The sequence below is a fragment of the Paraburkholderia heleia NBRC 101817 genome (assembly GCF_000739775.1).
Taxonomy (GTDB): Bacteria; Pseudomonadota; Gammaproteobacteria; order Burkholderiales; family Burkholderiaceae; genus Paraburkholderia; species Paraburkholderia heleia.
Genome location: NZ_BBJH01000007.1, coordinates 276,399 through 291,007, shown reverse-complemented (window position 1 = coordinate 291,007; position 14,609 = coordinate 276,399). Strand labels below are relative to the sequence as shown.

Annotated in this window: 11 protein-coding genes and 1 pseudogene; 11 read left to right on the top strand and 1 reads right to left on the bottom strand. The window is 65.4% G+C overall.

What is annotated here, in order from left to right:
• Nucleotides 1–52: 52 nt before the first annotated feature.
• On the bottom strand, nucleotides 53–481 hold the full coding sequence (fur, locus tag BHE01S_RS08535) for a ferric iron uptake transcriptional regulator (RefSeq protein WP_042262604.1): 429 nt from the start codon (nucleotides 479–481) through the stop codon (nucleotides 53–55).
• Between the two features lie 136 nt (nucleotides 482–617).
• Here fur and BHE01S_RS08530 point away from each other — a divergent pair, with 136 nt between their 5' ends.
• The 11 genes and pseudogenes from BHE01S_RS08530 (at nucleotide 618) to BHE01S_RS08485 (ending at nucleotide 14,581) form a co-directional block, all read left to right on the top strand.
• Entirely contained in the window at nucleotides 618–1,556 is a 939-nt protein-coding gene (locus BHE01S_RS08530; RefSeq protein WP_042262602.1) for an outer membrane protein assembly factor BamE, read from the top strand.
• A gap of 169 nt (nucleotides 1,557–1,725) precedes the next feature.
• A complete protein-coding gene (dapB, locus tag BHE01S_RS08525; protein WP_042262601.1) occupies nucleotides 1,726–2,523 on the top strand; it encodes a 4-hydroxy-tetrahydrodipicolinate reductase in 798 nt (265 codons plus the stop codon).
• 53 nt (nucleotides 2,524–2,576) lie between these two features.
• Entirely contained in the window at nucleotides 2,577–3,305 is a 729-nt protein-coding gene (locus BHE01S_RS08520; protein WP_042262599.1) for a MotA/TolQ/ExbB proton channel family protein, read from the top strand.
• 12 nt (nucleotides 3,306–3,317) lie between these two features.
• Nucleotides 3,318–3,749 carry an ExbD/TolR family protein gene (locus BHE01S_RS08515; protein ID WP_042262597.1) on the top strand — a complete coding sequence of 144 codons (432 nt, stop codon included), beginning with the start codon at nucleotides 3,318–3,320 and terminating at the stop codon, nucleotides 3,747–3,749.
• A gap of 155 nt (nucleotides 3,750–3,904) precedes the next feature.
• Nucleotides 3,905–6,499 (top strand): leucine--tRNA ligase, encoded by a 2,595-nt coding sequence (gene leuS, locus BHE01S_RS08510; RefSeq protein ID WP_042262595.1) that lies wholly within the window; start codon nucleotides 3,905–3,907, stop codon nucleotides 6,497–6,499.
• A gap of 101 nt (nucleotides 6,500–6,600) precedes the next feature.
• A complete protein-coding gene (locus tag BHE01S_RS08505; protein ID WP_042262795.1) occupies nucleotides 6,601–7,164 on the top strand; it encodes an LPS-assembly lipoprotein LptE in 564 nt (187 codons plus the stop codon).
• A 43-nt stretch (nucleotides 7,165–7,207) separates the two neighbouring features.
• Nucleotides 7,208–8,410 (top strand): DNA polymerase III subunit delta, encoded by a 1,203-nt coding sequence (gene holA, locus BHE01S_RS08500; RefSeq protein WP_042262793.1) that lies wholly within the window; start codon nucleotides 7,208–7,210, stop codon nucleotides 8,408–8,410.
• A 200-nt stretch (nucleotides 8,411–8,610) separates the two neighbouring features.
• Nucleotides 8,611–9,882, top strand: coding sequence for a glutamate-5-semialdehyde dehydrogenase (locus BHE01S_RS08495; RefSeq protein WP_042262791.1), 1,272 nt, complete (start codon nucleotides 8,611–8,613; stop codon nucleotides 9,880–9,882).
• Between the two features lie 75 nt (nucleotides 9,883–9,957).
• On the top strand, nucleotides 9,958–10,380 hold the full coding sequence (locus BHE01S_RS08490; protein ID WP_157025230.1) for a CopD family protein: 423 nt from the start codon (nucleotides 9,958–9,960) through the stop codon (nucleotides 10,378–10,380).
• 655 nt (nucleotides 10,381–11,035) lie between these two features.
• Nucleotides 11,036–11,170, top strand: a pseudogene (locus tag BHE01S_RS39770) (ESPR domain-containing protein); the annotation flags it as partial.
• Nucleotides 11,171–11,374: 204 nt separating this feature from the next.
• The gene (locus tag BHE01S_RS08485) at nucleotides 11,375–14,581 is read left to right on the top strand and encodes a YadA-like family protein (RefSeq protein ID WP_245639674.1); all 3,207 of its coding nucleotides are present in this window, start codon (nucleotides 11,375–11,377) and stop codon (nucleotides 14,579–14,581) included.
• Nucleotides 14,582–14,609: the final 28 nt, after the last annotated feature.

The following is a 14,609-nucleotide window of genomic DNA, read 5'->3' as shown; positions in this document are numbered from 1 at the left end:
CGGCAGATCTGCCGTGGCGTTTCCTTTTCTGCGGCCTGCAAGCCGCAAGCGCTCAGTGCTTGCGGTGCGGGCAGTTTTCCTTCGTGCAGGCGCCGTACAGGGCGAGCGCGTGCTCCTGGAGCTTGAAGCCGCGCTCCGTGGCGATCAGCTGCTGGCGCTTTTCGATTTCGGGGTCGAAGAATTCTTCAACGATGCCGCAGTCGAGACAAACGAGATGGTCGTGGTGACTACCCTCGTTCAGCTCGAACACCGCCTTGCCCGATTCGAAGTTGCTGCGCGTGAGCAACCCGGCCTGCTCGAACTGCGTGAGGACCCGGTAGACCGTGGCGAGGCCGATGTCGAGCTCCTCGTTCAGCAGGTTGCGATAGACGTCTTCCGCGGTCAGGTGGCGCACCGCGCTGTGCTGAAAAATCTCCAGGATCTTGAGGCGAGGCAGTGTCGCCTTGAGGCCGATGTTCTTGAGATCGGTTGGATTGGTCATGACGATAAGTCCCTGGAGTACAATGCCAGGTTGTTATGTTAATGCGTTTTTACCGTTCCGGGCATTTTCGCCAGAACTTCGAACGATCTTCTACAGAATACGCGCGGCTTCGCGAAAAGCCCGCACGGTGAGGGAAATGATTCCAGAATTCACAACGATCGGCCGGCGCATGCACGGCGGCCGCCTGGCGTGCACCCTGCTGGCTGCGGCCGCGTTCGCGGCGCTCGCCGGCTGTTCCACCTACAACAGCGTGACGCAGCGCATCGCCCAGAGCATTACGCCTTACCGCATTACCATCGTGCAAGGCAATTTCGTCTCGGCGGAAGCCGCGGCGCAAATGAAGGTGGGCATGTCGCGCGCCGAGGTCAAGCAGCTGCTCGGCACGCCGCTCCTCACCGACATGTTCCATGCGAACCGCTGGGACTACATCTTCTATTTCAAGCGCGGCTCGACCGCCGTGGTCCAGCAGCGCGACTTCGTCGTGCTGTTCGAAGGCGACCGCGTAGCGAGCTGGTCGGGCGGTGAAGACCTGCCGTCGAATCTCGAACTGCTCGCCGAAATCGACGGTGACCGCAGCGGCAAGAAGAAGGCCGTCGCGGCTGCGCCCGCGTCGGGCGCTTCGGCGCCGGTGGCGGCTGCAGCAGGCGCGCCCGACCAGGCTTCGAGCGCGACAGGCCCGACGGTTGGCGACACGGCGCGCACGCCGTCGTCCGAACTCGGCACCGCCACCAACGCGCTGCCGCAGGATGCCAACGCGCAGGCGGCCGCCGCCGCGAACCGCGCCACGGAAGCCGTGCAGACGCCTGCCGGTCTCACGCCTTCGGTGCGCGCGGGCAACCCGCAATCGTCGGCGCTGCCGCAGAACGTCGGCACGATGCCCTCGCAGGTTCAGTTGCATCGCCAGCCGCAGCCGCAAATCCAGGGCGTGCCGCCGAGCAACCCGGTCGGCCCGACCGCTGGCGCGCAAGGCACCGGCGACACCAATGCGGCGCCGTCGGGCCCCGCGCGGGATTCGTCGCTCGCCGCGCCGCCCACGGTGCCGGCTTCCGGGGCTGCTGCGGCCCCGAGCAACTGATCCGGCAAACCCAGCCGGTAAGACAGGCAGAGCGGGGTGCGCGAGGCGCGCCACGCTTCGATCCGGCGGCCGGGGGTCACTACCGGCCGCCGCGTTTTTTGGCGGCGGCGCTTCGTGGCGCCAGGTGGCACCCGGCACCGCGGCCAGCGACACATTGGCAGGAAGACTCATGAAAATCGCAATCGCCGGGGCATCGGGCCGCATGGGCCGCATGCTCATCGAAACCGTCCTGAATTCGCCCGACGTCACGCTCTCGGGCGCGCTCGTGCGCAAAGGCTCGGCCGCCGTCGGCCAGGACGCTGGCGCGTTCCTCGGCAAGGACACCGGCGTGCGCGTCACCGACGACATCGAGCAGGTCTTCGCGCAAAGCGACTGCCTGATCGACTTCACGCGCCCCGAAGGCACGCTCGTGCATCTCGAGGCGGCCCAGCGCCACGGCGTGAAGATGGTGATCGGCACGACCGGCTTCGACGCCCAGCAAAAGGCGCAGCTCGGTGCCGCCGCGCAAAAGGTCGGCATCGTGTTCGCGGCCAACATGAGCGTGGGCGTGAACGTCACGCTCAAGCTGCTCGAATACGCGGCGCGCTTTTTCGAGACCGGCTACGACATCGAGATCATCGAGGCGCATCATCGCCACAAGGTCGACGCGCCCTCGGGCACCGCGCTTGCGATGGGCGAGGCCGTGGCGCACGCGCTCGGCCGCAATCTCGACGAATGCGCCGTGTACGGTCGCGAAGGCGTGACGGGCGAGCGCGACCCTTCGGCGATCGGGTTTTCGGCGATTCGCGGCGGCGATATCGTCGGCGATCATACGGTGCTGTTCGCAGGCATTGGCGAGCGCATCGAGATCACGCACAAGTCCTCGAGCCGCCTTTCCTATGCGCAGGGCAGCGTGCGCGCCGCGCGCTTTCTGCAGGACAAGGCCCATGGCCTGTACGATATGCAGGACGTGCTCGGCCTGCGCTGAGCGTTTCCCCTACGGTCCGGCGCCCGCGCCGGACCGACAGTGAGCGAGGTCCGATGGCCGCGAGTTCCGGAGTCATTCACTATCTGCAGACGGGCGACGCGGTCACCCATGCGGTTGCGTGGGTATTGCTCGCCATGTCGGTCGCGAGCTGGTGTTTTCTCATCATCAAGAGCTGGATCCTGCTGCGCGCGAAGCGCCAGGGGCCGCGCGCCGTGGCGCGCTTCTGGCAGGGGCGCACGCTCGCAGACGGTGTTGCCGCCATGCGTGCGCTCGACCGCGAGCGCGTGTTCCTGCCGCTCGCGCAGGCGGCGCTCGCCGCCGAGGAAGCCGAGGCGCCCGGCATGCTGCTCGCGCGCGTGGATCGCGGCGAGCGCGTGCTGCGTGCGCTGCGCGGCGCGCTGCAGGCGTCGCAGCGGCGCCTCGAGTTCGGGCAGGTCCTGCTCGCCTCGGTGGGCAGCACGGCGCCGTTCGTCGGTCTGCTCGGCACCGTCTGGGGCATCTACCACGCGCTCGGCAGCATCGCCGCGAGCGGCCAGGCGATGATCGAGAACGTGGCCGGCCCGGTGGGCGAGGCGCTCATCATGACGGCCTTCGGTCTCGTCGTCGCGATTCCGGCGGTGCTCGCCTATAACGTGCTGGGCCGCCTCGTGCGCCAGCTCTGCGACGATCTCGACGGTTTCGCGCACGATCTGCACGCCTATGCCTGCGCGCCCGAAGGCGCGCCGCTGCGCCGCGAAGGTGCGCAGGGCGCGCTGCGCGAAGGCGCGCGCGCCGAGTCGTAGGAGGCAGCGCGTATGGCATTCGGCGGACTCGAAAAGAAGCGCGATGCGGCACCGATGTCGGAGATCAACATGACGCCGCTCATCGACGTCATGCTCGTGCTGCTCGTCATCTTCATCATCACCGCGCCGCTCTTCACGCATGCGATCCGGCTCGATTTGCCGAAGGTCGTCGCCGAGCCGGTGCAGCAAACGGCGCAGACCGTCACGCTCTCCATCGACGCCGCCGGCAAGCTCTTCTGGAACGCCCAGCCCGTCACGCTCGACGAACTGCGCGCGCGCTTCACGGCAGCGGGTAAAGAGCCCGAGTCGCAGCAGCCCGAACTGCAACTGCGCGCCGCGCGCGAGACGCGCTACGACGTGATCGCCCAGGTCATGGGCGCCGCGCAGCAGGCCGGGCTCACGCGCCTCGGCTTCGTCACGGAGCCGCCCGCCGGCGCGCATTGAGTACGCGACTGAGCGCGTGCCAGTCAACGGTATAATCAACGTTTCCTTTAAAAACGGGCCCAGCGAAACCGCCGCAATCTGCCGGTATCGTGAACGGCCGGCCCGGTGCATCCGGCACCGAAACCGCCCGCTTTCCAGCGTTCACCACCCACACCATGCTCGAAAAATACGTTCCCTCCGACGTCGAATCCGCCGCGCAAGGCGAATGGCGCGCCACCGACGCTTACCGGACGGCCGAGAAGGCCGGCAAGCCCAAGTTCTACTGCGTCTCGATGCTGCCGTATCCGTCGGGCAAGCTGCACATGGGCCACGTGCGGAACTACACGATCAACGACGTGATGTACCGTTACCTGCGCATGAACGGCTACAACACGTTGATGCCGATGGGCTGGGACGCGTTCGGCATGCCCGCCGAAAACGCCGCGATGGCCAACAGCGTGCCGCCGGCCAGGTGGACGTACGACAATATCGAGTACATGAAGGGCCAGATGCAGTCGATGGGTCTTGCCATCGACTGGTCGCGCGAAATCGCCACCTGCAAGCCCGACTACTACAAGTGGAACCAGTGGTTCTTCCTGAAGATGCTCGAGAAGGGCATCGCCTACAAGAAGACCGGCACGGTGAACTGGGACCCGGTCGATCAGACCGTGCTCGCCAACGAGCAGGTGATCGACGGGCGCGGCTGGCGCTCGGGTGCGCTCGTCGAAAAGCGCGAAATCCCGATGTACTACCTGCGCATCACGCAGTACGCCGATGAGCTGCTGAACGACCTCGACGGCCTCGGCTGGCCCGAGCGCGTGAAGATCATGCAGCAGAACTGGATCGGCAAGAGCTTCGGCGTGAACTTCGGCTTCCCGTACGAGCTCGACGGCGAGAAGAAGCTGCTGCGCGTGTTCACCACGCGCGCCGACACGATCATGGGCGTGACCTTTGCGGCGATCGCGGCCGAGCATCCGCTCGCCACGCGTCTGGCGCTTGGCAAGCCGGAGCTGCAGGCGTTCATCGACGAGTGCAAGCGTGGCGGCGTGGCGGAGGCCGACGTCGCGACGATGGAAAAGAAGGGCGTGCCCACGGGCTTTACCGTCACGCACCCGCTCACGCACGAACAGGTGCCGGTGTGGATCGGCAACTACGTGCTGATGAGCTATGGCGAAGGCGCCGTGATGGGCGTGCCGGGCCACGACGAGCGCGATTTCGCGTTCGCGCAGAAGTACAACCTGCCGATCAGGCAGGTCGTCGCCGCGGAAGGCGAGACGTACTCGCTCGACGGCTGGCAGGAATGGTACGGCGACAAGGAACGCGCCGTGTGCGTGAACAGCGGCAAGTACGACGGCCTCGCCTACACGGCGGCGGTGGATGCCGTCGCAGCCGACCTCAAGGCGCTCGACCTCGGCGACAAGCAGGTCACGTGGCGTCTGCGCGACTGGGGCATCTCGCGCCAGCGCTACTGGGGCACGCCGATTCCGATCATCCACTGCCCGAGCTGCGGCGACGTGCCGGTGCCGGAAAAGGACCTGCCGGTCGTGCTGCCGGAAGACCTCGTGCCGGACGGCACGGGCAACCCGCTCGCGAAGTCGGAAGCCTTCCTGAACTGCAAGTGCCCGACGTGCGGCGCCGATGCGAAACGCGAAACCGACACGATGGACACCTTCGTGGACTCGTCGTGGTACTTCTACCGCTACGCCGCACCGGACGCCGTGAACATGGTCGACGAGCGCACCGACTACTGGATGCCGATGGACCAGTACATCGGCGGCATCGAGCACGCGATTCTTCACCTGCTGTACTCGCGTTTCTGGGCGAAGGTTTCGCGCGACCTCGGCCTCGTGAAATTCGGCGAGCCGGCGAAGAACCTGCTCACGCAGGGCATGGTGCTAAACGAAACGTTCTACCGCGAAGACGCGGCGGGCAAGAAGACCTGGTACAACCCGGCCGACGTGACCGTCACGCACGACGACAAGGGCCGCCCGATTGGCGCGACGCTCAATAGCGACGGCCAGGCCGTGGTGCTGGGCGGCGTGGAGAAGATGTCGAAGTCGAAGAACAACGGCGTCGACCCGCAGGTGTTGATCGATCAGTACGGCGCCGACACGGCGCGTCTCTTTACGATGTTCGCGGCGCCGCCCGAGCAGCAGCTCGAATGGTCGGGCGCCGGTGTGGAGGGCGCGAGCCGCTTCCTGCGCCGCGTGTGGGCCTTCGGCCACGCGAACGCCGAAGCGATCCAGTCGCGCGCCTCGTTCGATACGGCTGCGCTCACGGACGTCGAGAAGGCGCTGCGCCGCGAAGTCTATAGCGTGCTCAAGCAGGCCGACTTCGACTATCAGCGCCTGCAGTACAACACGGTCGTTTCGGCGGCGATGAAGATGCTCAACGCCATCGACGGCGCCAGGGGGGCCGGTGCGGGCGTGCAGCGCGAAACGTTCGGCGTGCTGCTGCGCGTGCTGTACCCGGTCGTGCCGCACATCGCGTTCGAGCTCTGGAAGGCACTCGGTTACGCCGACGAATACGGCACGCTGCTCGACGCACCGTGGCCGAAGGTCGACGAAAAGGCGCTGGAGCAGGCCGAGATCGAACTCGTGCTGCAGGTGAACGGCAAGGTGCGCGGCGCCGTGACGGTGGCGAAGGACGCGACGAAGGATGCGATCGAAGCCGCCGCCCTCGCGCACGAGATGTTCGTCAAGTTTGCGGAAGGCCGCGCACCGAAGAAGATCATCGTCGTGCCGGGCCGCCTCGTGAACGTCGTGGTCTAACGAGGCAAACCCAGGCCATGTTGAGCGGCGTGGCGCGCGAAGCACCGCGCGCCGCCATTCAGCCGACACCGGCGACTCTGTCGCGAACCCAGGGAGTCCATGTGATTCGCAGATCGTTTCTCAGGTTGTTCCCGCTCGTGGCGGGCAGCGCGCTGGCCCTCTCGGCGTGCGGCTTCCAGCTGCGCGGCGAGGAGAACTTCGCCTTCAAGCGCCTCGCCGTCGTCGGCGCGCCGCCGCCGCTCGTCGGGCGTCTCTCGCGTATGGTCGAAGGCGGCAGCGATTCGGTCGTGGTCGACTCGGTGGCCAACGCCGACGCCGTGCTGCGCGTTTCCGAAGGGCGCAGCTTCAGCACGCTCACGCTCAATTCGCTCGGCGCGGTGGTGGAATATCAGGTCAACTATTCGCTGAACTACACGCTAATGAGACCGGACGGCACCGTGCTGATCCAGCCGAGCATGATTTCGCTGAACCGCGCGATGACCTACAGCGATCAGTTCTCGACCGCCAAGACGCAGGAAGCCGATCTGCTGTTCACCGACATGCAGAACGACGCTGTCGACCAGCTCATGCGGCGGCTGGCCGTGCTGAAATCGATCAACCCGACGCCCGATCAGGTCGTGCCGGGTGTCGCGCCGCGCGCGCCGCTGCCGCCGCCGCCGCTGTGATGCGCGCGGTTTCCCTCTACTGAGCGATCTTCGACCGAGCGCCATGCAACTGCGACCCGACGCACTCGAACCGCATCTCGCGAAAGGGCTGGCCGGCCTGTACGTCGTCTACGGCGACGAACACCTGCTCGCCCAGGAGGCGTGCGACCGCATCCGCGCGGCCGCCCGCGCGGCGGGCTTCACCGACCGCTCGGTGTTCACCGTCGAGCGCGGCTTCGACTGGAGTTCGCTCCTCGGCGCGAGCCAGTCGATGTCGCTCTTCGGCGATCGTCAACTGGTGGAGTTGCGCATTCCGTCGGGCAAGCCCGGCAAGGAAGGCGCGGACGCGCTCAAGACGCTCGCCGCCGCCTCGAATCCCGACGTGCTGATGCTCGTCACGCTGCCTCGCCTCGACGCCGCCACGCAGAAGTCGGCGTGGTTCACGGCGTTGGCTGAGAGCGGTGTTGCGCTGAAGATCGAGCCCGTGGAACGCGCGGCGCTGCCGAACTGGATCGGCCAGCGTCTGGCGCTGCAGGGGCAGCGCGTGGCGCCCGGCGAAGACGGCCGGCGCGCGCTGCAATTCGTGGCGGAGCGCGTGGAAGGCAACCTGCTGGCGGCGCATCAGGAAATCCAGAAGCTCGGTTTGCTTTATCCACAAGGCGTGCTGAGCTTCGAGCAGATTCACGACGCCGTGCTCAACGTCGCGCGCTACGACGTATTCAAGCTCAACGAAGCGATGCTCACAGGCGACGCCGGACGCCTCGCGCGCATGCTCGACGGGCTGCAGGGCGAAGGCGAGGCTTCAGTGCTGGTGCTGTGGGCCGTGGTCGAGGAAATCCGTACGTTGTTGCGCATCAAGCGCGGCGTGGCGGCGGGCAAGCCGCTCGCCATGCTGCTGCGCGAGAACCGCGTGTGGGGGCCGCGCGAGCGGCTCATCGGGCCGGCGCTGTCGCGTCTGAGTGAGGCGACGCTTGAGCGCGGGCTCGCGCTCGCGGCGCGCCTCGACCGCCAGGTCAAGGGCCTTTCGGGGCAAGCGCGCGCCGACTGGCGCAATGCACTGCCGCCCGATGCCTGGGATGGCCTGTTCGAACTCGCCATGACCGTGGCCGCGCCTCGCGACGGTGGAGCGCAGGCGCGCGCCGGCGCGCATGCCGGTGCTGGTGCGGCGCCGGGGCGCGCGCAGCCAGCCAGCCCAGCCGTGGCGGCAGCCGCCGCAGCTACCGCGGCCCGACCGCGCACCGCAGGGCCGTCGCGCCGGCAAGACTAAAGCGTTCCGCGCTTGCCTGAACCGGCACTACGGCGCCTGCTTTACACCTGCCGTGCAGCCGATGGGCCTGTCGTGCCGCCCGGCCACGTCCAGCAAACCTTGGCGGCTGGCCTTAAAATCGGCCTGAACCGCTTTGAATCGAACCGCGCTGCCGGCAGTTCATTGGACTGCGCCTCACGCGCCGCATGACGACAGACACCATGGATATCGACCAGTACATGACCGGCCTCGGCCGCCGCGCCCGCAACGCGTCGCGCGCGATGGCACGGGCCTCGACAGCCGCGAAGAACGCGGCACTCGAAGCGGTGGCGCAAGCCATCGAGCGCGACGCGCAGCATTTGAAGGATGCCAACGCGCGCGACCTCGCACGCGCGCAGGAGAAGGGTCACGACGCGGCGTTCATCGACCGCCTCACGCTGTCGGACAAGGCGCTCAGGACGATGGTCGAGGGCCTTCGCCAGGTCGCGGCGCTGGCGGACCCCATCGGCGAGATCAGCAACCTCAAGTTCCGCCCGAGCGGCATTCAGGTCGGGCAGATGCGCGTGCCGCTGGGCGTGATCGGCATCATCTACGAATCGCGGCCGAACGTGACGATCGACGCGGCGGCCCTGTGCCTGAAGTCGGGCAACGCCACGATTCTGCGCGGCGGGTCCGAGGCGCTCGAATGCAATACCGCGCTCGCGAAGCTGATTGGCGAAGGGCTGGCGGCGGCGGGATTGCCGCAGGACGCAGTGCAGGTGGTCGAGACCGCCGACCGCGCGGCCGTGGGCAAGCTCATCACGATGACGGAATTCGTGGACGTGATCGTGCCGCGCGGCGGCAAGAGCCTGATCGAGCGCCTGATGGCGGAGGCGCGCGTACCGATGATCAAGCACCTCGACGGCATCTGTCACGTCTACGTGGACGACCGCGCCGATCTCGCGAAAGCGCTGAGCGTGTGCGACAACGCCAAGACGCACCGCTACGGCACCTGCAACACGATGGAGACGCTGCTCGTGGCGCGCGGCATTGCGCATGACGTGCTGCCGCCGCTTGGCCGCCTGTATCGCGAGAAGGAAGTCGAGCTGCGCGTGGATGCGGCGGCACGCTCGATTCTCGCCGACGCGGGTGTCGCTCCGCTGGTGGATGCGACCGAAGAGGACTGGCGTACCGAGTACCTCGCGCCGGTGCTGGCGGTGAAGGTGGTCGACACGCTCGACGACGCGATTGACCACATCAACGCCTATGGGTCGCACCACACCGACGCGATCGTCACCGAAGACCACGACCGCGCCATGCGCTTCCTGCGCGAAGTCGACTCGGCGAGCGTGATGGTGAACGCCTCGACGCGCTTTGCCGACGGTTTCGAGTTCGGTCTGGGTGCGGAGATCGGTATCTCGAACGACAAGCTGCACGCGCGCGGCCCGGTCGGTCTGGAAGGGCTGACCTCGCTGAAGTACGTGGTGCTCGGTCACGGTGAAGGCCGTCAATAATCGCGTATCGCACGAGGCGGCGCACGGCCTGGCCCGCCGCCCCGTTGCACAATCGCTCACGAAGAAGAAAAAATAATGTCGATGCTCTGGGTCAAGACGTTTCACATCGTGCTCATCGCCTCGTGGTTCGCGGGCCTGTTCTATCTGCCGCGTATCTTCGTGAATCTCGCGATGGAAACCGAACCCGCGGCCGTCAAACGTCTGCTCATCATGGCGCGCAAGCTCTACCGCTTCATGACGATGATCGCCGTGCCCGCGCTTCTATGCGGACTGTGGCTGTGGCTCGTGGTGGGGATCGGGCGCGGCCAGGGGTGGATCCACGCGAAAGTGGGCGTGGTGGCGCTGCTCGTCATCTATCACGCGTACTGCGGACGTTTGCTCAAAACGTTCGAGCGCGGCGAAAACCGCCGCTCCGACAAGTGGTATCGCATGTTCAACGAGCTTCCCGTGCTCGGCATGCTGGCTGCGGTGGCGCTGGTTGTCATCAAGCCGTTCTGAACCCCTGACGCACCGGCGTCGCCACCGCGGCGCGTAATCCAGCTTTTTCTCCTGCGCGGGCGCCGTCGTCAGATGGCGCCCGTCGTCTCGCGGCGCACGCGGGCCGCTCCAACACGCCAGCCGTGCTCCTGCTTCACGAACATATCAGTGAAGCGATACTCGATTGCCTTCTAGTCAGCTTGTCGGGCTGCGGCCTGGGTCCACGGGTGCTCAAGCCATTCGAAGCCGGCAGTGACGACCTCGATGCGTATGCAGGCGCGTATCGTTCCAGAAAATCCGGGATTCAATATTCTCTGAAAAGGATCTGGCAATTTTTAATGTAATTGAGGTGTCTGCGCAGGATTTTTGAAAATGTGTGAGGAATGTTCTTGACATAGAGGTGAGATTTATTCTCTGCAATAAATTTCTGCGTGATCGAGAAAAATAAGCGAAAAATTCCGCTTGATTATTAAGCCCTTATATCGGCCATCGACAGTGTCGCGGAAGCCTTCGATCTGCCCCCATCGTCTTTGCTGATCGTGTATCTCGGCTCTATCGCATAGGGCCTTTTGCTTTAAGAGTTCTCTTATTCTCCCTGTGATTTCCAGCCCATAAAGTTGCTGCTGTCATCACCTATTGGTCCGGTAGATCTGTAGGAAATTCACCAGGGACAGGAATGAACAAGGCATACCAATCAGTCTGGAACGAAACCACAAGAACGTGGGTGGCAGTGGCAGAAAACGCGAAAGGCAAGCGCAAAGCCAAGGGCAATGTGAAGGCGGTGGCGATTGCCGTCGCGGCGCTGGGCGTGGCCAGCCAGGCGCACCCCTATAGCGCTGGCGGGACGGGTAGCACCGCTGCGAATGACAACGGCGTTGGCGCAAATGTTGCGATTGGTACGGGCGCTTATGCGGCTAATACTTCAAATGTGTTTTTGATTACAAAGGATGGTCGCAATCTCCAGCAGTTCAATTTTGCGATCGGCTCCAGTGCCAGTGCCGCAGGGGCAGGATCAATGGCAATCGGCCAATACACGCTTGCCAGTGGCCAGAATGCGGGCGTGGTTGGCTTCGGTGCCACCGCTTCGGCTGCGTTTGGAACCGTGGTGGGTTCGCTCGCAACGGCGGCCGGCGTTGCGAGCAGTGCTCTGGGCTACCGCACAGTCGCTAGTGGCGACTTCTCCTCCGCAATCGGCAGTTACAACGAGGCGTCGGGTTACGGGTCGGTGGCGATGGGTGCGTCGACGACTTCGGCCGGCGACGGCTCGGTTGCCATCGGTACCAGATCGACGTCAGCCGGTAACGGCTCAGTGGCGCTAGGCACGAACGCCGTTGCGACCAATGCAAACGACGTGGCACTGGGCACACTTACGACCACGGCGGCCGTGGCGAACACGTCGGGCGCGACGATCGGCGGAAAGAGCTATAGCTTCGCAGGCACGAACGCGCAGAGCACGGTCTCAGTGGGTTCGGCGGGCAGGGAGCGCACGATCACCAACGTGGCGGCGGGCCAACTGACGGCTTCGTCGACCGACGCGGTGAATGGCTCGGAACTGTTCGCGACCAACCAGCAGGTCACGCAGAACACAACCGACATCAGCAATTTGCTGGGCGACGTGACGAACATCAATGGCCAGCTGGCCGATGCGGTGAAGTACGACGCGTCGGCGCACGACTCGGTGACGCTGGGCGGTATGGATGCCACCACGCCTGTTGGCCTGCACAACGTGGCGGCGGGTGAGCTGAGCGCGAACAGCGCGGATGCGGTGAACGGTTCGCAGCTGTATGCGACGAACCAGAGCATCTCGAACCTGTCGGTCGACGTGACCAACATCGCTGGCGACGTCACGAACATCAACGGTCAACTGGCTGACGCGGTGATGTACGACACGTCGACACACGACTCGGTGACGCTAGGCGGCACGGATGCCACCACGCCGGTGGAACTGCATAACGTAGCTTCGGGCGCAGTCTCGGCAACGAGCTTCGACGCGGTGAACGGCTCGCAGTTGTACAAACTGGCCAGCTCGACGGCGGATTCGCTCGGCAGCGGCTCGACGGTGAACAGCGATGGCTCGATCTCGAACCCGACGTATAACGTGGGTGGCAGCACCTATGACAACGTAGGTGGTGCGATCACGAACCTCGATGGACGCGTGACGCAGAACACGACCAACATCACGAACCTGCAAGGCGACGTCACGAACATCAACGGCCAACTGGCCGATGCGGTGAAGTACGACACGTCGACACACGACTCGGTGACGCTGGGCGGTGTGGATGCCACCACGCCTGTTGGCCTGCACAACGTAGCGGCGGGTGAACTGAGCGCGAACAGCGCGGATGCGGTGAACGGCTCGCAGCTGTATGCCACGAATCAGCAGGTCAGCCGGAACGCTGCGGACATCAACAACATCACTGGCGACGTCACGAACATCAACGGCCAGCTGGCCGATGCGGTGAAGTACGACACGTCCGCGCATGACTCGGTAACGCTGGGCGGCGCGGCTGCAATCACGCCGGTCGGGCTGCACAACGTGGCGCGGGGTGAAGTCTCGGCTACGAGCTTTGACGCAGTGAACGGTGCGCAGTTGTACAACCTTGCCAGCTCGACGGCCGGCGCGCTCGGTGGCGGTTCGACGTACAGCGCAGACGGTTCGATCGTGAGTCCGACCTATACCGTCGATCACAGGACCTACAACAACGTCGGCGATGCGATTGCCGCGCTGAACGCAGGCGGCGGCAGTGGCACGGACCAGAACGCTGTGCACTACGACGACGCGTCGATGAACGGGGTGACGCTCGGTGGCAAGGACCACGCACCGGTCGTCTTGACGAACGTGGCAAACGGCGCACTGAACGCCACGAGCCTCGATGCGGTGAACGGCTCCCAGCTCTACGCACTGGGCGCGACGACCGATGACTCCGGCAACATCACCAACGCCTTCGTCGCGTACGACGACACGTCGCTGAACACGGTCACGTTTGGGGGCTCGGGTCATGCGCCGGTCGTGTTGCACAACGTGGCGAACGGCGTGGATGCGAACGACGCCGTCAACGTCGCCCAGCTCGAAGCGATGGGAGCGAAGGTCGGTCCCTCGGGCAACATCTCGAACGCGTTCGTCGCCTACGATGACACGTCGCTGAACACGGTCACGTTTGGGGGCTCGGGTCATGCGCCGGTCGTGCTGCGCAACGTGGCGAATGGTGTCGTCGCGGCTGGCAGCACCGAGGCTGTGAACGGCGGCCAGCTGTACGGTGTCGCCTCGAGCGCGGCCGGCGCGCTGGGCGGCGGTTCGACGGTCAATCCCGACGGCTCGGTCTCGGCGCCGACGTATGTCGTGGGTGGCGGCACTTACCACAACGTGGGTAGCGCGATCTCGAGCATCGACAGTCGCGTAACGAACATCGACGGCCGCGTAACGAACATCGAGCAAACGGTGACTGACATCTCGGGCCAGGTGGCGAACGCGGTGCAGTACGACTCGTCGGCACGCGACAAGGTCACGCTGGGCGGCACGGATTCGACGACTGCGGCGAGGCTGACCAACCTGCAGGATGCCGAGCTCTCGGCGTCGAGCACGGACGCCGTAACGGGCTCGCAGTTGTACGCCACGAACGTCGAGGTCGCGAACCTGAATCAGCAGATTCAGAACATCAGCGTCACCGGATCCGAGTATCTGTCGACCACCACGACGAGCGGCGCGGCTTCGGCCACGGGCCCCAGCTCGATCGCGGCAGGCGGCGGTGCGGTTGCTTCGGGTGCGAACTCGACGGCGATCGGCGACTCGGCGAAGGCCACGGGCAACAACTCGGCCGCACTGGGTGCAAACTCGGTGGCGGACGAGGACAACACCGTGTCCGTGGGCTCGCGAGGCAATGAGCGTCGAATGACCCATGTCGCGAATGGCGTCAACGCCACCGATGCGGTGAACATGGGGCAGTTCCAGAGCGGCTTGAACGCGCTCCAGGGCAGCGTCAATTCGGTGGCGCGCAACGCGTACGGCGGTATCGCGGCGGCAACCGCGCTGACGATGATCCCGGAAGTCGATCAGGGCAAGACCGTCGCGGTGGGTATCGGTACAGCCAACTTCCAGGGCTATCAGGCAGTGGCGCTCGGCGCATCGGCGCGCATCACGCAGAATCTCAAGGTGAAGGTGGGCGGCGGTTATGCATCGGGTGGCGGTGCCACGGTCGGCGGCGGTATGGCATACCAGTGGTGAGCGTCTGAGGTACAACCGGCTTCGCTAT

Coding starts and splice junctions, on each gene's coding strand:
- fur (WP_042262604.1), bottom strand. CDS start 481: ATGACCAATCCAACCGATCTCAAGAACATCGGCCTCAAGGCGACACTG.
- BHE01S_RS08530 (WP_042262602.1), top strand. CDS start 618: ATGATTCCAGAATTCACAACGATCGGCCGGCGCATGCACGGCGGCCGC.
- dapB (WP_042262601.1), top strand. CDS start 1,726: ATGAAAATCGCAATCGCCGGGGCATCGGGCCGCATGGGCCGCATGCTC.
- BHE01S_RS08520 (WP_042262599.1), top strand. CDS start 2,577: ATGGCCGCGAGTTCCGGAGTCATTCACTATCTGCAGACGGGCGACGCG.
- BHE01S_RS08515 (WP_042262597.1), top strand. CDS start 3,318: ATGGCATTCGGCGGACTCGAAAAGAAGCGCGATGCGGCACCGATGTCG.
- leuS (WP_042262595.1), top strand. CDS start 3,905: ATGCTCGAAAAATACGTTCCCTCCGACGTCGAATCCGCCGCGCAAGGC.
- holA (WP_042262793.1), top strand. CDS start 7,208: ATGCAACTGCGACCCGACGCACTCGAACCGCATCTCGCGAAAGGGCTG.
- BHE01S_RS08495 (WP_042262791.1), top strand. CDS start 8,611: ATGGATATCGACCAGTACATGACCGGCCTCGGCCGCCGCGCCCGCAAC.
- BHE01S_RS08490 (WP_157025230.1), top strand. CDS start 9,958: ATGTCGATGCTCTGGGTCAAGACGTTTCACATCGTGCTCATCGCCTCG.
- BHE01S_RS08485 (WP_245639674.1), top strand. CDS start 11,375: ATGGCAATCGGCCAATACACGCTTGCCAGTGGCCAGAATGCGGGCGTG.